Annotated in this window: 14 protein-coding genes and 1 tRNA gene; 11 read left to right on the top strand and 4 right to left on the bottom strand. The window is 75.5% G+C overall.

Annotation, left to right across the window (positions count from 1 at the left end; genetic code table 11):
* Nucleotides 1-14: 14 nt before the first annotated feature.
* On the bottom strand, nucleotides 15-644 hold the full coding sequence (locus B9L22_RS00415; RefSeq protein WP_233139537.1) for a PPA1309 family protein: 630 nt from the start codon (nucleotides 642-644) through the stop codon (nucleotides 15-17).
* A 162-nt stretch (nucleotides 645-806) separates the two neighbouring features.
* Here B9L22_RS00415 and B9L22_RS00410 point away from each other — a divergent pair, with 162 nt between their 5' ends.
* The 6 genes from B9L22_RS00410 to B9L22_RS00385 all read left to right on the top strand — a co-directional run bounded on the left by B9L22_RS00410 (nucleotide 807) and on the right by B9L22_RS00385 (nucleotide 7,993).
* Nucleotides 807-3,866 (top strand): UPF0182 family protein, encoded by a 3,060-nt coding sequence (locus B9L22_RS00410; RefSeq protein WP_086148862.1) that lies wholly within the window; start codon nucleotides 807-809, stop codon nucleotides 3,864-3,866.
* Between the two features lie 132 nt (nucleotides 3,867-3,998).
* Complete coding sequence (locus B9L22_RS00405) at nucleotides 3,999-5,051, top strand: aldose 1-epimerase (protein WP_086148861.1); 1,053 nt, start codon at nucleotides 3,999-4,001, stop codon at nucleotides 5,049-5,051.
* A 62-nt stretch (nucleotides 5,052-5,113) separates the two neighbouring features.
* A tRNA-Met gene (locus tag B9L22_RS00400) sits at nucleotides 5,114-5,187 on the top strand.
* A gap of 199 nt (nucleotides 5,188-5,386) precedes the next feature.
* The gene (locus tag B9L22_RS00395) at nucleotides 5,387-6,265 is read left to right on the top strand and encodes an ABC transporter substrate-binding protein (RefSeq protein WP_086148860.1); all 879 of its coding nucleotides are present in this window, start codon (nucleotides 5,387-5,389) and stop codon (nucleotides 6,263-6,265) included.
* Between the two features lie 7 nt (nucleotides 6,266-6,272).
* On the top strand, nucleotides 6,273-7,202 hold the full coding sequence (locus B9L22_RS00390) for an amino acid ABC transporter permease (protein ID WP_086148859.1): 930 nt from the start codon (nucleotides 6,273-6,275) through the stop codon (nucleotides 7,200-7,202).
* Nucleotides 7,199-7,993 (top strand): amino acid ABC transporter ATP-binding protein, encoded by a 795-nt coding sequence (locus tag B9L22_RS00385; RefSeq protein WP_086148858.1) that lies wholly within the window; start codon nucleotides 7,199-7,201, stop codon nucleotides 7,991-7,993. The genes B9L22_RS00390 and B9L22_RS00385 overlap by 4 nt, the downstream gene beginning before the upstream one ends.
* A gap of 170 nt (nucleotides 7,994-8,163) precedes the next feature.
* Here B9L22_RS00385 and B9L22_RS00380 read toward each other — a convergent pair whose 3' ends face one another.
* The gene (locus tag B9L22_RS00380) at nucleotides 8,164-10,377 is read right to left on the bottom strand and encodes a serine/threonine-protein kinase (RefSeq protein WP_086148857.1); all 2,214 of its coding nucleotides are present in this window, start codon (nucleotides 10,375-10,377) and stop codon (nucleotides 8,164-8,166) included.
* 95 nt (nucleotides 10,378-10,472) lie between these two features.
* Between B9L22_RS00380 and B9L22_RS00375 the strand changes: the two genes are divergently transcribed.
* The 3 genes from B9L22_RS00375 to B9L22_RS00365 all read left to right on the top strand — a co-directional run bounded on the left by B9L22_RS00375 (nucleotide 10,473) and on the right by B9L22_RS00365 (nucleotide 13,297).
* Nucleotides 10,473-12,476, top strand: coding sequence for a thioredoxin domain-containing protein (locus tag B9L22_RS00375; RefSeq protein ID WP_086148856.1), 2,004 nt, complete (start codon nucleotides 10,473-10,475; stop codon nucleotides 12,474-12,476).
* A gap of 66 nt (nucleotides 12,477-12,542) precedes the next feature.
* Nucleotides 12,543-13,019, top strand: a complete 477-nt coding sequence (locus B9L22_RS00370) for a dsRBD fold-containing protein (RefSeq protein WP_086148855.1) — start codon at nucleotides 12,543-12,545, stop codon at nucleotides 13,017-13,019.
* Nucleotides 13,016-13,297, top strand: coding sequence for an acylphosphatase (locus B9L22_RS00365; protein ID WP_086148854.1), 282 nt, complete (start codon nucleotides 13,016-13,018; stop codon nucleotides 13,295-13,297). The genes B9L22_RS00370 and B9L22_RS00365 overlap by 4 nt, the downstream gene beginning before the upstream one ends.
* 48 nt (nucleotides 13,298-13,345) lie before the next feature.
* On the opposite strand, the gene B9L22_RS00360 is transcribed toward B9L22_RS00365, so the two are convergent.
* Nucleotides 13,346-14,467 (bottom strand): M15 family metallopeptidase, encoded by a 1,122-nt coding sequence (locus tag B9L22_RS00360; protein WP_158097127.1) that lies wholly within the window; start codon nucleotides 14,465-14,467, stop codon nucleotides 13,346-13,348.
* 193 nt (nucleotides 14,468-14,660) lie between these two features.
* On the opposite strand from B9L22_RS00360, the gene B9L22_RS00355 reads away from it, so the two are divergent.
* Together B9L22_RS00355 and B9L22_RS00350 are read left to right on the top strand one after the other, a co-directional pair.
* A complete protein-coding gene (locus tag B9L22_RS00355; RefSeq protein ID WP_086148853.1) occupies nucleotides 14,661-15,791 on the top strand; it encodes a DUF2235 domain-containing protein in 1,131 nt (376 codons plus the stop codon).
* Between the two features lie 34 nt (nucleotides 15,792-15,825).
* Entirely contained in the window at nucleotides 15,826-16,371 is a 546-nt protein-coding gene (locus tag B9L22_RS00350) for a DsbA family protein (protein WP_074809414.1), read from the top strand.
* Nucleotides 16,372-16,429: 58 nt separating this feature from the next.
* Here B9L22_RS00350 and nhaA read toward each other — a convergent pair whose 3' ends face one another.
* Nucleotides 16,430-17,845: a Na+/H+ antiporter NhaA gene (nhaA, locus tag B9L22_RS00345; protein ID WP_086148852.1), complete on the bottom strand. Its 1,416-nt coding sequence runs from the start codon at nucleotides 17,843-17,845 to the stop codon at nucleotides 16,430-16,432.
* Between the last annotated feature and the right edge of the window lie 314 nt (nucleotides 17,846-18,159).

Genomic DNA, 18,159 nt, shown 5'->3' with positions numbered 1-18,159 from the left:
GACGCCCCGGGCCGTCAGTCCTCGAGCGTCGCGCGCAGCGCCTCGACCAGCCCCGGCACGAGGTCCGGTCCGCCCGCGACGTCCGTCGCCGAGTCGTGGGCGCGCGAGCGGACGGCGCACCACGTGGTGCCGTCGCGCAGGACGCCGACGGCGAGGCGCACGTCCTGCCGGTCAGGGTGGTTCGCGAGGTAGTCGAGCGCGGCGTCCGGGTCGTCGGGGACGCCCTCCTCGGCGGCCGGCGGCAGCACGATCCGCTCGACGACGAGCGCGGCGCCGTCGACCGTCGCCGGCCACGCGACGCGGGCGAGCCCGTCCTCGAGGTCGCCGTCCACGGCGAAGCCCTCCTGCTCGATCGACAGCAGGTGGTGCGGGTCCGCCTCGGCCGCGGCCACGACGTCGGGCGGGAGCCGGTCGGCGAGCGTCGGGTCGGCGCCGAGGGCGCCCGCCGTCCCGACGAGCGCGAAGAGCCGGGGCGGGACGTCCCAGCCCGCGTCGGCCGCGTGCGACTCGATCTCGTGCACCGCGAGCGCGAGGGCGTGCTGCGGGGTGGGGCCGCCGGGCGCGACCGGGTCGGGACCGGCGTCGGGTCCGGGTACGGGGGTGGTGGCGTCGGGACCGGGGGCGGCGTCGTCAGGCTGGGGCATGACCCCATCGTCCCTCATCCGCACCGCCCCGCGCCGCCCCGCGCCGCCGCGGGCCGGGTGCAGGCCGTCCCCCACGAGGCGCCGGACCGTGGGAACCTTGGGGGAGGACCGGGCGTTGACCCCGGTGCACGCCCGAGCCACGACCGAAGAGGTATATCCACCGTGTCATTCGCCGCAGCGCCCCGCCGGCCGTCCTCCGGGGGGCGGCCCGCCCGGCGCCGGAGCCCGATCGGGATCGCGATCGCCGTCGTCGGCGCCCTCGTCGTCCTCCTGCTCCTGCTCGCCCAGTTCTGGACCGAGGTGCTGTGGTTCCAGCAGCTCGACTTCGCGAACGTCCTGTGGACCCAGTGGGGCACGCGCATCGCCCTGTTCGTCGCGGGCTTCCTCGTCATGGGCGGGCTCGTCTTCCTGTCGTTCTCGCTCGCGTACCGGTCGCGGCCCATCTACGCGCCGTCCACCCCCGAGCAGGCGACCCTCGACCAGTACCGCGAGGCGATCGAGCCGCTGCGCAAGGTCGTCATGATCGTGGCCCCGGCGCTCGTCGGCTTCTTCGCCGGCGCGGCGGCGTCCTCGCAGTGGCAGACGGTCCTCCTCGCGCTGAACTCGGTCCCGTTCGGCACGACGGACCCGCAGTGGGGCATCGACCTGTCCTTCTACGTCTTCACGCTGCCCGCCCTCCGGTTCGTCGTGAGCTTCCTCATGGCGGTCGTCATCATCGCGGGCATCGCCGCGGTCGCGACGCACTACCTCTACGGCGGCCTGCGGATCGGCGGCGGCTCCGACGCGGGCCCGCGCACGACGACCGCCGCGCGCGTCCAGCTCTCGGTGATCGCGGCGCTGCTGCTCGTCCTCATCGGCGCGAACTACTGGCTCGACCGGTACTCGATCCTCACGTCGGGCGGCGCGAAGTTCGACGGCGCGTCGTACGCGGACGTGCACGCGGTGATCCCGTCCAAGGCGATCCTCACGGTCGTCGCGCTCTTCGTCGCGGCCCTGTTCGTGGTGACCGCGGTGCGCGGCAACTGGCGCCTGCCCGCCATCGGGGTGGGCCTCATGGTGGTCTCCGCCATCGCGATCGGCGGGATCTACCCGGCCGTCGTCCAGCGCTTCCAGGTCACGCCGAACGCGCAGGACTTCGAGGAGGAGTACATCCAGCGCAACATCGACGCGACGAAGGCTGCCTACGGCATCGACAACGTCGAGACCGAGCAGTACAACGCCAAGACCGAGGCCGAGGCCGGCGCGCTGCGCGAGGACGCGGACACGACGGCGTCGATCCGCCTCCTGGACCCGGAGATCGTCAGCCCGTCGTTCAGCCAGCTCCAGCAGAACAAGCAGTACTACCAGTTCTCGAGCTCGCTGTCGGTGGACCGCTACACGATCGACGACGAGAGCCGCGACACCGTCATCGCCGTGCGCGAGCTCAACCAGGACGGCCTCGGCGCCGACCAGCGCAACTGGGTCAACGACCACACGGTCTACACGCACGGCTTCGGCGTCGTGGCGGCGTACGGCAACCAGATCGGCCCCGACGGCCGCCCGGCGTTCTACGAGGGCTCGATCCCGTCGACGGGTGCGTTCACGGACGCCGGCGGCTACGAGCCGCGCATCTACTTCTCGCCCGAGGCGCCCGAGTACTCGATCGTCGGCGCGCCCGAGGGTCGTGAGCCGTGGGAGCTCGACTACCCCGTGGACGACGCGGGCGGCCAGGTCAACAACACGTTCCCCACGGACGAGGTCGCGGCCGGGCCGAGCGTCGGGTCGTTCGTCAACAAGGTGCTCTACGCCCTGAAGTTCGGGTCCGAGCAGATCCTGTTCTCCGACCGCGTGACGGACGAGTCGCAGATCCTCTACGACCGCAGCCCGCGCGACCGCGTCGCGAAGGTCGCGCCGTACCTCACGCTCGACGGGCGCGTGTACCCGGCGGTCGTCGACGGCCGCGTGAAGTGGATCGTGGACGGCTACACCACGTCGAACGCCTACCCGTACTCCACGTCGGAGTCGCTCGAGGACTCGACGCGCGACTCGCTCGTCGCGGCCAACTCGGTCGAGGCGCTCGCCCCGCAGCAGGTGAACTACATCCGCAACTCGGTGAAGGCGACGGTCGACGCGTACGACGGCTCCGTCGACCTCTACGCGTGGGACACGGAGGACCCGGTCCTCCAGGCGTGGTCGAACGTCTTCCCGAGCTCCGTGCAGCCCCTGTCCGAGATCTCGGGCGACCTCATGAGCCACCTGCGCTACCCCGAGGACCTGTTCAAGGTGCAGCGCACGCTCCTCGCGAGCTACCACGTGGACGACGCGAACGAGTTCTTCTCGGGCCAGGACTTCTGGCGCAGCCCCGAGGACCCGACGGCGAGCGGGAACGTCAAGCCGCTCCAGCCGCCGTACTACCTCACGCTGCAGATGCCGAGCCAGGAGGCGCCGACCTTCTCGCTCATGTCGACGTACATCCCGGGCGGTGGCTCGGACCGCAACATCCTCACCGGCTTCCTCGCGGTCGACGCGGAACCGGGCAGCGAGGCGGGCGTGCGGTCGGAGGACTACGGCACGCTGCGGCTCCTCGAGCTGCCGCGCAACGCGACGGTGCCCGGACCGGGTCAGGTGCAGAACAACTTCAACACCGACCCGACGGCGGCCGACGGCCTGCTGGCGCTGCGCCGCGGTGACTCGACCGTCATCAACGGCAACCTGCTGACGCTGCCGGTCGGTGGCGGCCTGCTCTACGTCCAGCCGGTGTACGTGCAGTCGACCGAGGGCACGCGGTTCCCGCTGCTGCGCAAGGTGCTCGTCTCCTTCGGTGACGAGATCGGCTTCGCGGACACGCTCGACGAGGCGCTGGACCAGGTGTTCGGCGGCGACTCGGGCGCGAACGCCGGTGACGCGGACGGCGGCGTCGAGACCGAGGTCCCGGACCAGCCGGCCGACGGCGAGTCGCCGGACGCGGGCACGACCGACCCGGGCACGACCGACCCCGGCACCGAGCCGCAGGCCACCGAGGAGCCGGCACCGCCGGCCGACGGCGGCACGGTCGACGGCGGCGCGCGCGCCGAGCTCGACCAGGCGCTGCGCCAGGCGCAGCAGGCCATCGAGGACGGCCAGGCGGCGCTCGCCGAGGGCGACTTCGCGGCCTACGGCGAGGCGCAGGACCGCCTGCAGCAGGCGCTCGAGTCGGCCCTCGCGGCCGAGCAGGCGCTCGACACCGAGTCGTCGGCAGGCTGACGCACGGGTCGCGCGAGCGACGCAGCGCCACGGACGGGCGGGGACACCAGCGGGTGTCCCCGCCCGTCCGTCGTCTGCGGCCGTCCGGGACGGAGTTGTCATTTCCCGCCCCGGGCGGGAGGATCGCTCCTCGTGACTTCTGCAACGGTTTGCAGCAACGCTTTCAGCGCGGCGGGCGACGACACCACGACCGTGCCGGCGGTGCGGCTGCACCACACGTCGGGCGCCGAGCTCGTGGTCGCGCTGCGTGGCGCGGCCGTCCTCGCGTGGCGCGCCCCCTGGCGCGGCGCCGACGGCGTCGAGCGCGTCGAGGACCTCGTCGACGGGTATGCCGACGAGGCGGAGGTCGCCGCGCACGACGCCGCGCGGTCGGCGCTCATGGCGCCGTTCGTCAACCGCCTCGCGGGCGGCGAGTACGTGTTCGACGGCGTCCGGCACCGCGTGCCCCCGGTGCTGCCCTGGGAGCCGCTCACCATGCACGGGTTCGCGCGCACGCTCGACTGGACGGTCGTCGAGGGCGCGGGGGAGGACGGGGTCGCCGCGCGCGACACGGTGGCCGTCGACGGGGCGGAGCGAGAGTCCGTGACGCTCCGGACGGTCGTCCACCCCGACGCGCACGCCGGCTACCCGTTCGCGCTCGTCCTGGAGGTCCGGTACGTCCTCGGCGCCGGATGCCTCGACGTCACGCTGCGCGCCCGCAACGTCGGGACGACCGCGGCCCCCGTCTCGCTCGGCTGGCACCCCTACCTCCGGGTCCCCGGGCACGGCACGGTCGACGCGCTGGAGCTCACCGTGCCCGCTCGTCGCGCCGTCGTCACCGACGCCGGGATGCTCCCGCTCGCGGGCGAGGCCGCGTTCGGGGCGATCGACGGCGTCGGCCCGCTGCCGCTCGCGGGCGTGCGCCTGGACCACGCGTTCGCCGGCCTCCGGGTCGACGCCGACGGCCGCGCGCGCACGGTCGTGCGCGACCCCGCCACGGGGCAGGGGCTCGCCGTCTGGCAGGAGCGCGGCCTCGTGCACGTCTACACGGGCGACGGGCTGGCACGGCGTGGCCGCGCGGCGATCGCGGTCGAGCCGGTGGAGACGCTGACCGACGCGTTCAACCGTCCCGACTGCGCCGCCGACGTGCGGCTCGAGCCGGGGGCCGTCCGGGAGTTCGCCTTCGGGGTCGAGGTCCTGGCGTGACCCACGTCTCGTCCACCCGATTTGGCCTGGTCCGGAACCTCACGTAGAGTAGTGATCACCGACGCGGGGTGGAGCAGCTCGGTAGCTCGCTGGGCTCATAACCCAGAGGTCGCAGGTTCAAATCCTGCCCCCGCTACTCCTGAGAGGCCCTCGGTCAGCAGACATGCTGACCGAGGGCCTTTCGCTTTCCCCCGTGCACGGTCGGCGTCCTCGTGCTGTGACGCGCCCCACCCGGCCGAGGCGCGGGCGGGGGAAGCCACGGCCCACGGCCCGGCGTTATCGTCAGTGGCCGGCGCCCACCACTCCCGCGGGCGCCCGACACCCGGAAGGTCACCATGCGCCGTCTGCGTCCCCGTCCCGCCGTCCTGACCGCCGTCACGGCGGTCGCCGCGCTCACGCTGGCGGCCTGTTCGTCGGGTGCCGACGACGGCGGCGACGCCGCGAGCCCGAGCGAGAGCGCGTCGGGCGACGCGCAGTGCGAGCCCGGTGCGCTCCCGACGCTCACCGCCGGTGTGCTGACCGTCGGTGCGGGCGAGCCGTACTCCCCGTGGTACGTGGGGGAGCAGGACTCGGGCGAGGGCTTCGAGTCGGCCCTGATCTACGCCGTCGCGGACCGCCTGGGCTACGCGGCGGACGACGTGGTGTGGGAGACCGTGACGTTCGAGCAGATCATCAGCCCGGCCGTGAAGCCGTTCGACGTGGCGGCGTACCAGACGTCGATCACGGACGAGCGGAAGCAGGCCGTCGACTTCTCGAGCCCGTACCTCACGACGCGCCAGGGCGTCATCGTCATGGAGGACGGCCCGTACGCGGGCGCGACGACGCTGGCCGAGCTCGACGGCGCGCGCATCGGGGTCACCGCCGCCCAGACGAGCCTCACGCTCGCGGAGGCCGCGTGGGGCGAGGACGCCGACATCTCGCCGTACAGCGCCGCGGGCGACGGCATGCAGGCGCTCCAGTCCGGCACGATCGACGCGATGGTCATGGACGTCGACCAGGGCGTCGCCGCCTCGACCGAGTACTTCCCGGACTCCGTCGTCATCGGCACCCTGCCCGACGAGGGCGTCGTCGAGCAGTACGGCCTCGTGCTGGACCTCGGCTCGGAGCTCACGGACTGCGTGTCGCAGGCCGTCGACGACCTGGAGGCGGACGGCACGCTCGCCGAGCTGCGCACGACGTGGCTCAAGTCGGCCGACATCCCCGTCCTCCAGTGACCCGGCCATGACCGTGCCCGACGACGCGCGCCCGCCCGGGCGCGTCGGGTCGCCCGACGCCGTCCCGGCCGCCGCGTGGTCGCCGTCGCCGCTCGCGCTCGACCGGGCGGCGTTCCGGCGTGCGCAGCGGCGGCGCTCGCTCCTCGTCGCGCTCGTGAGCACGGTGCTCGTCGTCGCGGCGGTCGTGCTCGTCGTCGTCAACGCGCCGGGCTGGGAGCGGGCGCGGACCGCGTTCTTCGACCCGGCGATGGCGTGGGAGTCGCTGCCCGCGATCCTCGAGGGCCTGTGGCTCAACCTGCGCGTGTGGGTCGTCGCGGGCGTCGTCGGCACGGTGCTCGGGCTCGGCCTCGCGGTCGCGCGCACGAGCCGTATCCCGGCGCTGTTCCCGATGCGGGCGTTCGCGACGGTGTACGTCGACCTGTTCCGCGGCGTGCCGCTCCTGCTCGTGCTGCTGCTCGTCGGGTTCGGGCTGCCGGCGCTGCGGCTGGAGTGGCTCCCGACGTCGGGCGCGTTCCTCGGCGCGCTCGCGATCGTCCTGACGTACACCGCGTACCTCGCGGAGGTGTTCCGCGCGGGCATCGAGTCGGTGCACCCGTCGCAGGTCGCGGCGGCGCGCTCGCTCGGCCTCACGCGCGCGCAGACGACGCGGCGCGTCGTGCTGCCGCAGGCGGTGCGCAACGTCACCGCGCCGCTCGCGAACAACCTCGTGTCGCTGCAGAAGGACTCGGGCCTCATCTCCGTCCTCGGCGCCGTCGACGCGATCCGCGCCGCGCAGATCGCGACGACGGGCAGCTACAACTTCACGCCCTACGTCGTCGCGGGGATCCTGTTCTTCCTCGTGTCGTTCCCGCTGACGCGCGCGGTCGACGCGTACCAGGCGCGCCGCGGCTGGGGCCGGTCGCTCGCGACGGTGAGCGGGGCGGGGGACATCCGATGAGCGCGTCCGCCACGTCCGGCGCGAGCCCCCAGGACGCGCGTCACCTGCTGTCCCTGCGGGGCGTGCGCAAGACGTACCCGGCCCCGGGCGCCCCGGGCGGGCGGCGGGTCGTGCTCGACGGCATCGACCTCGACGTCGACGCGCACCGGTGCGTCGTGCTCGTCGGATCGTCCGGCTCGGGCAAGTCGACGCTGCTGCGCGTCGTCAACCTGCTCGACGAGGTCGACGACGGCCAGATCCTGCTCGACGGCGAGGACGTCGCCGACCCGCGCCTCGACGCGAACCGCGTGCGGGCGCGCATGGGCATGGTCTTCCAGGCGTACAACCTCTTCCCGCACCTCACGGTGCTCGACAACGTGACCCTCGCGCCCCGGCTCGTGCACCGGCGCTCGCGCGAGGAGGCCGAGGCGGCGGCGGTCGAGATGCTGGGCCGCGTCGGGCTCGGGCACAAGGTGACGTCCTATCCCGACCAGCTCTCGGGCGGCGAGCAGCAGCGCGCGGCGATCGCGCGTGCCCTCGTCAACGGTCCCGAGCTGCTCCTGCTCGACGAGGTGACGTCCGCGCTCGACCCCGAGCTCGTGGGCGAGGTGCTCGACCTGCTCGCCGAGCTGCGCGCGGAGGGCCGCACGATGCTCGTCGCGACGCACGAGATGGGGTTCGCTCGCCGCGTCGCCGACGAGGTGTGCTTCCTCCACGAGGGCCGCGTCCACGAGCGCGGCACGCCCGAGCAGGTGCTCGGCGACCCGCAGCGCGAGCGGACCCGCGCGTTCCTCCGCCGTCTGCACGCCTGACCCCGCCCTCGGGACCGCGCACTCGGGACCGCGCCGAGCACGAGGTTGCCGTCGTCCTGACGCCCGGGACGACAGCGACGTCGTGCTCGACGGCGCGCGACGTTGTTCTCGTCCGACGGTGCGCGCGCTCGGGGGCGTCCTCGCGCCGCCCGACCCGGCCCGAACCCCGGTCAGCCTCGCAGCACGAGCACGACCGTCGCAACGACCGACGCGCAGGCGACGAGGACGTACGTCCACGTCCACGTGCGCTGCCCGGCGACACGCAGCACCACGGCCACCGCGAGCGCGGCCAGGGCGAGCACGGGACCGTCGACGAGCGGGGCCAGGTCGACCGAGACGCGCAGGGTCTCCAGGAGCTGTGGCGGCAGGGGGACGAACGGCTGGCTCTGGCGGGCCGCGCCGTCGGGCACGAGCCACAGCGTGCGCAGCACCGCCAGGACCGCGAGGACGCGCGGCAGGGCCCGCAGGAGCGTGCCCCCGACCCGGGACCGGTCCCAGGACGACGACGCGGCAGGTCGGACGGGACGTGCGGACCGTGCGGCGGACGCCGGGGCCGCCTCCTGGCGCGGCGCCGTCGTGGCCGCGGGCGTGCCGGCGGCGCGCGGGGCCGGGGTGCTCGCGACCGCCGCACCGGTGATGCGCGGCCGGACGGACTCCGGACGCACGGCGGGCGACGGCGGCGTCGAGCCCAGGTGCCGGACGGGGCTCCGGCGCGGCGGGACCGACGGCGGGACCGGCCGGCCGACCTGCGTGGCGACGAGGTCGGGGGAGTCCATGACGCGGGTCCGTGCGGCCGCAGGGGGGACCGGCTCCGGCCGGGGCAGCGTTGACGGACCGCGGCCCAGCGTGGAGACGCGCTGCACGGGCACCGGCCAGGGACGCGGGTCCGGGGAGCCGGACGCCGGCACCGGGACGGGGCCGTCCGTCCGCGACGGCGCGGCCCGGGCCACGGGCTCGGCGCCGGAGCCCGGCACGGCGAGCATCGGGTGCGTCGGGCGACGGTACTCGCGCCACCCGCGGAGGGTGTCGGCGTGCCCCGCGGGCGGTGCCGCGGCCTGCCACCGCATCGCCTGCCAGAGCCAGTCCTTGAGCTCCGCCGGGGTCCGGCCGTCGGCCACGTGCGCGCCGATGCTCGCGACGTGGTCCGCGATGACCTCGGCGGCCGCGCCGTCGAACCCGTCGCCGTGCACCTCGGCCAGCACGCTCATCAGCGTCGCGTCGTAGACCAGGGCGTGCCACGGCTCCCGCACGCGGGCCGCGTCGGCCGCCCTGCCGACCGGCGTGACCTCCGCCGCCCGCTCGGCCCGGACGGGTGCGCCGGTGGCGGCGGCCAGCCCGGCGACGGGGCCCAGCGCGCGCTCGGCCGCGGTGGCGCCGTCGGCCACGATCCGTGACGTGAGGAGCAGGGTGTCGTCGGGGGCCTCCCCGGCGAGCCGGGCGCGCAGCACCGCGACGACGCTCTCGAGCGCGGGGCGGTGGTTCGGCTGGTAGCGGGTCGCCGACAGGATCAGGTCCTGCAGGTGGGGGTCGATCTCCGGCAGCTCGGCCGGGGACGGGGCCGGCTCCGTCCCGGCCGGCACCCCGACCAGGTCGTCCGGGACCTCCCGCACGAGGTCGTCGGCCTCGAGGTCACGGCCGAGGAAGTTGAGGTCCGCCGGCACGACCCCCGTGGTGGCGAAGATCAGGAGCAGGCCGAGCGCGTACACGTCAGAGCGGGGGTGCACGCGGCGGGCGAACAGCTCCGGCGCCATGTACGCGAGCGTCCCGACGGGCTGGGTGGACGTCGCCGTGTCGAACAGCTTGGCGATGCCGAGGTCGATGAGGACCGCCCGGTCGCCGTCGACCATGATGTTGGCGGGCTTCAGGTCGCGGTGCACGCAGTGCTGCTCCTGCAGCACGAGCAGGGCCTCCGCGACGTGCGACGCCAGCCGCAGCGCCTGCCGTCCGTCCAGCGGGCCCGACGCGCGGACCTGCTCGCGCAGCGTGGTGCCGGGGACCAGCTCCATGGCGAACCACGGCTGGTCGTCGTCCAGGCCCGAGCGCACGAACGCGGGGAAGCCGCGCCCGCCCACGGCCTCCAGCAGCCTCGCCTCCTGCGCGAAGCGCTCGCGGGAACCCTCCTGGAGACCCGTGAGCACCTTCACGGCGACCTCCGCGCCGTCCGCGTCCGTCGCGCGGTAGACGTGCGCGAACCCGCCGTGCCCGAGCACGTCGGCGAGGGTGAACGGGCCCTTGCGGTCACCGCTCGCCGGCACCTGGCGGACGGGCCGGCGGGGCAGCGGCGCGGGGCCCGGCCCGGCGTCCGGAGCAGCGTCCGGAGCGACAGCAGGTCGGACGGAGACGTCGGTCGCCACCGCGAGGGCGGGCTGCTCGGGGCCGGGCATGGGCGCAACGTTACAAGCGCGCCGCTCCGGGACGGAGCAGACAACTCCGACGGTCCGGGCCGCGAGCGGCGCGTCGACCTGGGAGGCTGGACGTCATGGTCAACCGTCTCGCCGCCGCCGTGAGCCCGTACTTGCGCCAGCACGCCGGCAACCCGGTCGACTGGTACCCGTGGGGCGCAGAGGCGTTCGCGGAGGCGCGGCGCCGGGACGTGCCGGTCATGGTCTCGGTCGGGTACGCCACGTGCCACTGGTGCCACGTCATGGCGCGCGAGAGCTTCTCCGACCCGGACATCGGTGCGCTGCTCGCGCGCGGGTTCGTCGCGGTGAAGGTCGACCGCGAGGAGCACCCCGACGTCGACGCGAGCCTCCTCGCCGCGGCGAGCGCGTTCACCCCGGACCTGGGGTGGCCGCTCACGGTGTTCACGACGCCCGACGGCGCCCCGTTCTACGCGGGCACGTACTGGCCGCCCGTCCCCGTGGCCGGGCGGCCCGCGTTCCGGGACGTGCTCGACGCCGTCGCGCAGGCCTGGGAGCAGCGGCGCGACCAGGCGGTCGAGACGGGGGACGCGATCCGCGCGGCGCTGCGCGACGCGGCGGCGGGCCGGAGGACGGGCGTGCCGCGCGCGGCCGCGACGGCGGTCGACGGCTCGGGGGCGTCCGTCGGCGCGGACGCCGGGCCGGTCGCGGACCTGGCCGAGCACGCCCGCCGGGTCGTCGAGCGGCTGGAGGCGGCGGAGGACCGCGTGCACGGCGGCTTCGGGGGCGCCCCCAAGTTCCCCGTCGCCCCGACGCTCGAGCTCCTGCTCGACGTCGCGGCGTCGTCCGTCGTCGACCCGGAGGTCGCGCGACGCGCGCTCGTCCTGGCGGGACGCACGGTCGACGCGATGGCGGCGAGCCCGCTGCGCGACGTCGACGGCGGCTTCTTCCGGTACGCGACCCGGCCGGACTGGTCGGAGCCGCACTACGAGCGGATGCTCTACGACAACGCGCAGCTGCTCTCGGCCGCGACGACGCTCGCCGTGCTGCGCCGGACGGGGCCCCTGGACGGACCGCTGCGCACGCCCGCCGAGGCGCCCGGCACGCCCGACCCCGCCGAGGCCACTGCCGAGGTGGCGGGCGACGTCGGGCGCTTCCTCCTGCGCGTGCTGCGCCTGGCCGACGGCGCGTTCGCGAGCGCGCAGGACTCGGAGTCCGTCGTCGACGGCGAGCGCGTCGAGGGCGGGTACTACCTCCTCCCGCGGGGCGAGCGCGCGCACCACGAGCCGCCGCCGCTGGACACGAAGGTGCTCACGGGGTGGAACGGGCTCGCGATCGAGGCTCTCGCGCGCGCCGGGCACCACCTGGCGCTGCCCGACCTCACCGACGCCGCGCGCGCGGCCGCCGACCTGCTGCTCGCGACCCACGTCCGGGCCGACGGGTCGCTCGTGCGCGCGTCGGAGGGCGGGGTCGCCTCGGACGCCGTCGCGACGCTGGAGGACCACGGCGCGCTCGCGACGGCGCTCCTCGTGCTCGGGGGCCTGACCGGGGAGGCGCGGTACGTGCGCGAGGGTCTGCGCCTCGTCGACGCGACGGTCGGCCCGGACGGCGACCTCACGCCCCCTCAGGGCACGGACCCGGTGCTCACCGACCTGGGGCTGGCCGCCGGGGCGGCGGCCGACCCGTCGGAGGGCGCGGTGCCGTCGGGCACGACGGCGGCCGCCCGGGCCGCGCTGCTCGCCCACCTCGCGACGGGCGAGCCGCGGTACCGGGACGCGGCCCTCGCGCACGCCGCCGCGTCCGCCGCGGCGAGCGAGCACCCGCTCGGCGCGGCGGGGGTGCTGCGCCTCGCCGTCGGGCTCGCGGAGCCGCCCCACCAGCTCGTGGTCGTCGCCGACGCCGACCGGCGCGAGGGGTTCCTCGCCGCCGCGCGCGACTGGTACCACCCGGGCGCGCTGCTGCTCGCGGCGACGCCCGACGACGCCGCGACCCTCGCCGCCGACGGCGTCGCCCTGCTCGCCGACCACGGGCCGGGCGCCTACCTCTGCGCCGACTTCGTGTGCCGGCTCCCGGTGCACGACCCCGCGGCGCTGCGGGACCAGCTCGGCGCCCGGACTCCCTGAGACCGGGGGTGCAGCGCGCTCCCTGCGGTCGCATGATGGAAGGACGGTGCGGCACGAGGAGGAGCCATGAGGGCATCGGTCGGGGACAGGATCGTGACCGCCTCGGGCGTCGTCGGCGGGGCGGTGCGCGACGGGGTCGTGGTCGAGCTGCGGCACGAGGACGGCTCGCCGCCGTACCTCGTCGAGTGGGCCGACACGGGCGAGCGGACGCTCGTCTACCCGGGGTCGGACAGCTACGTCGAGCACGTCCCGGGAGCGGAGACGGGCGACGGCACGGACACCACGAAGGTGTGGCGCGTGCAGGTGAGCGTCGTCGAGTCGGAGGGCCGGACGACGGCGGAGGCGGTCCTCGTCGCGGAGACGCCCGAGCACGTGCGGGCCGTCGGGCGGGCGCGGCGCGACCCGCACGACCGCGACGTCCCGCTCATCGGCGACGAGATCGCCGTCGGGCGGGCGCTGCGCCGGCTCGCGGACCGGCTGCTGGACGACGCCGAGTCGGACATCGCGTCGTCGACGGGCGCCCCGGCGCACGTGCACCAGTGACGCGGCCGGGCGAGGGCGTGGCGCGCGGTGCCGCGGACGCCGCCGTGCGGGCGCTCGTGCACGGGCGCGTGCAGGGCGTCGGCTTCCGCTGGGCGACGCGCGAGCGGCTCGCCGCGCTCGGCCTCGACGGCACCGCGACCAACCGGCCCGACGGCACCGTCGAGGTCGTCGCGTCCGGGGCGCCGGACGCCGTCGACCGCCTCGTCGCCTGGCTGCGCGGTGGCCCCACGCCGGGCGACGTCACGCGCGTCGACGTCGAGCGGGCGCACGCCTCCTGAGGACCCGCCCCGGCGCTCCCGGGGTCCCCGGCGCGACCGGCGGCGCGCTCAGCCGTCCGCGCGGGCCAGCACGGACTCCCAGTGCCACGGCTCGGGCACGCGCCCGTCGGGCTCGGCGAAGTCGGGGTGCGTCCAGCCGTAGGTCTCGGCGTGCTGCTTGAGCCACTCGTACTGCGGGGTGCCGAACGCCTGGACGCCGCCGCCCAGGTCGACGGCGAACCCCAGCCCGTGGTTCGAGCACCCGGGCGGCGCCGCGATGGGCGACGACGGGTCGTACAGGCCCTGCTGCTCCTCGAAGGTCCGGTAGGAGGAGTTGATCGTCAGGTGCACGCCGAACCGCTCGACGTACGCGGCGTCGAGGGCGACGAGCCCGTCCAGCACGTCCGCGCGCACGCGGTCGGTGGGGGACCACGGGATCGGCGCGAGAGCGGCGTCGGGCACGCGGCCGCTGTCGGGGTCCCACACCTGGTCCGGTGCGGGGCACGAGACGGCGTCCTGCGCGACCGACGTCTCCTCCGTCGACGTGCTCACGACCCCGAGGCCCGCGCCCAGGTCGAGCACCGCCTGCTCGAGCGTCGCGAGGTCGTCGCCCGCGAGCCCCGCGTCGGCGGCGGCGTCGGCCGCGGCCGCGGTGTCCAGCGCGTCGCGCAGCCGGGCGCGGACCGCCTCGTCGGCGCCGAGCCCCTCCGTCGCGGCGTAGATCTTCTCGCCCAGCTCGCTGGCGGTCGCGAGGCTCGCGCGCGCCGCAGTCACCTCGCTCCGCGCGTGGTCGAGCATCGAGGCGTGCACGGCGTCCGAGGCCGACACGAGCGAACGGTCCGCCGCGTCCGTCCCGGTCGTCATCCGGTCGAGGAACGGCGCGGCGAGCAGGGCGCGGGCGTCGTCCACCTCGGTCGTCAGCGCGGTCCGCACCGCCGGGTCCGCGACCTTCCCGTCCGACGCCGCGAGCAGGTCCTCGGCGGTCGCGGCCCGGTCGGCCAGCGCGTCGTACTCGGTGTCCCGGTACCAGGCGAACGCCCCGCCGCCCCCGCCCAGCACGAGCACGAGCGCCACGACGGCCGCGATCCACGCGGCCCGGTGCCGGCGCGGCTCGCGCGCGTGCCGCCGCTCCCGGCCGCCCGGCGGGTGGTCCGCGGGGCCGGCGGGCGGGGCGGTGCTCGTGGCGGTCACACCGCCAGAACCTACGGCACGACGGCGACCCTCCCGGACGGATCCGGGGGTGCGCACGGACACGCTCACGGCTTGCTCACGAACCCCGACCGGTCCGTGCGTCGGCGGGCGCCGTCGTGCATCAGCCGGGGCGCGGCGACCCTCCCCAGATGGTGTCCCCGACGCGCCGCCGGGGGCGGATCGAGGAGGGACCATGAAGCGGCTGGTGCTGTGCTGCGACGGCACGTGGAACTCGCCGGTGAACGCGAGCGTGTCGAACATCGAGAAGATCGCGCGCTCCGTCCGCACCGGGATCGGACCGGACGGCGTCCAGCAGATGGTGTTCTCCGTCGAGGGCGTCGGGGCGCAGGGCTACCTCGTCGACCGGCTCCTCGGCGGGGCGTTCGGCTACGGCCTGACGCGCAACGTCGTCGCCGGGTACCGCCACCTCGCGCTCAACTACGAGCCCGGGGACGAGATCTACGTGTTCGGGTTCAGCCGCGGGGCGTACACCGCGCGCAGCGTGGTCGGGATGGTCGCGACCGTCGGCCTGCTCACCCAGGACGCGCTCGCGCGCGACCATTTGTGCGAGGCGGAGGAGGTCTACCGCGACCGCGACCCCGCCCGCCGCGCCGAGCGTGCCCGCACGTTCCGCGCCGCGTACTGCCACGACCACGTGCCGGTCGCGTTCCTCGGGGTGTTCGACACGGTCGGCGCGCTCGGCGTGCCCGGCCTGTCGCGCCGCCGCAGCCGGTTCCACGACCTGCGCCTGTCGACCGACGTGCGGTGCGCCCGCCAGGCGCTCGCCATCGACGACCGCCGCATCACCTTCGAGCCGTGCCTGTGGGACGTGCCCGTGGCCATGGCGCCCCGGGTCAAGCAGGTCTGGTTCCCCGGCGGGCACAGCGACGTCGGCGGCGGCGCGCGGGCGCGCGCCCTGTCGGACACCGCGCTGCTGTGGATGCTCGGCGAGGCCGTCGCGCGCGGTCTCGTCGTCGACGAGGAGCGCCTGCGTGCGCAGCTCCACCGGGACGACGAGCTCGTCTGCCGCGTCCGCCCCGGGCTGCTGTTCGGCGCGCTCAACCTCGTCAAGCGCCTGCACCACCGCCCGCGCTTCCGCGGCGCGCTGCGCGTCCTCGCGGGCGTGCCCACCCCGCCCGAGACCGTCGACGCCGTCTACCTCGCCGAGACGGCGGTGACGCTCAGCGCCGACCCCGCGTCGGTCTACGCGCGCCACGCGCGGAACCTCGCCTGGTGGCGCGACAGCGCGGGCCCGGACCTCGCGCGCCTCGTGGAGCCCGTGCCGGGCGCGGCCCAGGAGACCCGGCCGCTCGCGCTCGCCTGACCACGGGCACCGCGCCCGTGCCATGCTGGGCAGCGTGAGCGAGCAGACCCCCGACCGCGTCCCGGCCGAGCAGCTCGTCCCCGCCGACGCGCACGTCCTCGGGGACCCGGCCGCGCCCGTCACCATCGTCGAGTTCGGCGACCTCGAGTGCCCGTACTGCGCCGCCGCCGCCCCGGTGCTGCGGCAGGTCGTCGAGTCCTCCGGCGGCCGGGTGCGTCTCGTGTTCCGCCACTTCCCGCTGTTCGAGATCCACCCGCACGCGCTGTCGGCCGCGCTCGCCGTCGAGGCGGCCGCCGCGCAGGGCCGGTTCTGGGAGATGCAGGCCGCGCTGTTCGCGCACCAGGACCAGCTCGGCGAGGCCGGGCTCGCCGAGCGTGCCGAGGAGCTCGGGCTCGACGGCGCGTCGGTCGTCGGGGACGCGGCCCAGCGGTACGCCGCCCCGGTGCAGCGCGACTACGCCGACGCGCTCGCGGTCGGCGTGCAGGGCACGCCGACGCTCTTCGTCGACGGCGTCCGCTACCGCGGGCGCGTCACCGCGGAAGGCTTGCGGGCCGCGATCACCGCCGCCGCGCGGCCGTAGGGCGCGCGCGAGGCCGGGGCGCCCGGGCGGCGACCACGATCCCTGCTGGACCTCGCGGTCACGTGGTCGCGGGCGGGTGCCAGGGGAGCGGCGGGAGCTCGGGCGGCGGGCCGTTCGCGCCGGGCGAGCACAGGGGCCAGCGCTCGCCGAAGAGCCGGAGCGCCACGGAGCCGAGCACGGCAGCGACGAGCGAGCCCGCCAGGATGCCGATCTTGGCCTGCTCGATGAGCGCCTCGTCGTCGAACGCGAGCTCGGCGATGAAGAGCGAGATGGTGAACCCGATGCCGGCGAGGATCGCCCCGCCGAGCAGGTGCGAGTACCGCACCCGCCCCGGGAGGTCGCCGAGGCCGAGGCGCAGGGCCAGGGTCGCGGCCCCGAAGATGCCGACGGCGTTGCCCACGACGAGCGCGACCGCGACGCCGATCGTCACGGGCGACGTGGCCGCCGCGCGCAGCGACTCGCCGTCGAGCTGCACGCCCGCGTTCGCGAGACCGAAGACGGGCACGACCACGTACGCGCTCCACGGGTGCAGCACGCGCTGGAGGCGCTCGCTCGTGGGCACGGCCGCGCGCGCGGCGAGCTCGGTGAGGTGCTCGCGCTCCGCCGTCGTCTCCTGCGCGAGCCGCTTGGCGTACTTCGGCACGACGGCGACGTCCACGGGCCGCGACGAGCGCGACGGCACGAGCAGGCCTACGAGCACCCCCGCGAGCGTCGCGTGCACGCCCGACGCGTAGACCGCGCCCCACAGCGCGATCCCGGCGAGCGCGTACGGCGCGAGGCGCCAGACGCCGAGCCAGCGCAGCACGAGGATCACGACGACGAGCACGGCGGCGACGAGGAGGCCCGGGAGCCAGAGGTCGTCGGTGTAGAAGAGCGCCATGACGGTGATGGCGCCGATGTCGTCGACGACGGCGAGCGTGAGGAGGAAGAGCCGGAGCTGGTCGGGGCAGCGCGGCCCGAACAGGGCGAGGATGCCCACGAGGAACGCGGTGTCCGTCGACATGACGATGCCCCACCCGTGCTCCGCGGGAGACCCGGCGTTGAACGCGACGTAGATGAGCGCGGGGATCGCGAGGCCGCCCAGCGCGCCCAGCGCGGGGACGGCGACGGTGCGGCGGTTGCGGAGCTCGCCGCTCGTGACCTCGCGGTTGATCTCCAGGCCGATGACGAGGAAGAACACGGCCATCGCGGCGTCGTTGACCCAGTGGTGCAGGTCCATCTCGAACGCCCACGGCCCGACGCGCCAGCCCGCCTCCGTGGACCAGAGCGCGTCGTAGGCGCCCGACCACGCGGAGTTCGCCCACACGAGCGCGACGACCGTCGCGGCGAGGAGCAGGACGGCGCCGCCCGCCTCGGTCGCGAGGAACGAGCGCAGCGACGGCGCCACGGGACGGAGCTGGAAGCGCAGCGGCGGGCCCGGCCGGGCGGGGACGCGGACGACGGGGAGGGACGACGGCGGAGCGGGCTCGGTCACTGGGCCTCCGGGTGGGTCGGGACGGGGCGACGCCCCGGGCGTCGGACCTGCGCTGGGACAACTCTTCCGGGCGGCAGATCCTTCCGCAACAGGCCTCGCAGGAGCGCCGTGGGCGCGAAGCCGCGAGCAGCCCCGTCCATATGGTGGAAAAGTTCTTCCGAAACCCTTGTGGCCTCCGTCACGCGCTGCTAGCGTCGAGCGTGCCAACGGCGGGCCCGGGCCGAGCGACACGCTCGGTGGTCGACACGTTCGATCCGACACCGGCAGCTACCTACCAGGCGGACGTGACAACTCGCCTGCAGCGGCCCGCCGGC

The organism is Cellulosimicrobium sp. KWT-B (genome assembly GCF_002127155.1).
Taxonomy (GTDB): domain Bacteria; phylum Actinomycetota; class Actinomycetes; order Actinomycetales; family Cellulomonadaceae; genus Cellulosimicrobium; species Cellulosimicrobium funkei.
Note: the sequence above shows the minus strand (reverse complement) of the source record. Positions and strands in the feature narration are given on the sequence as shown.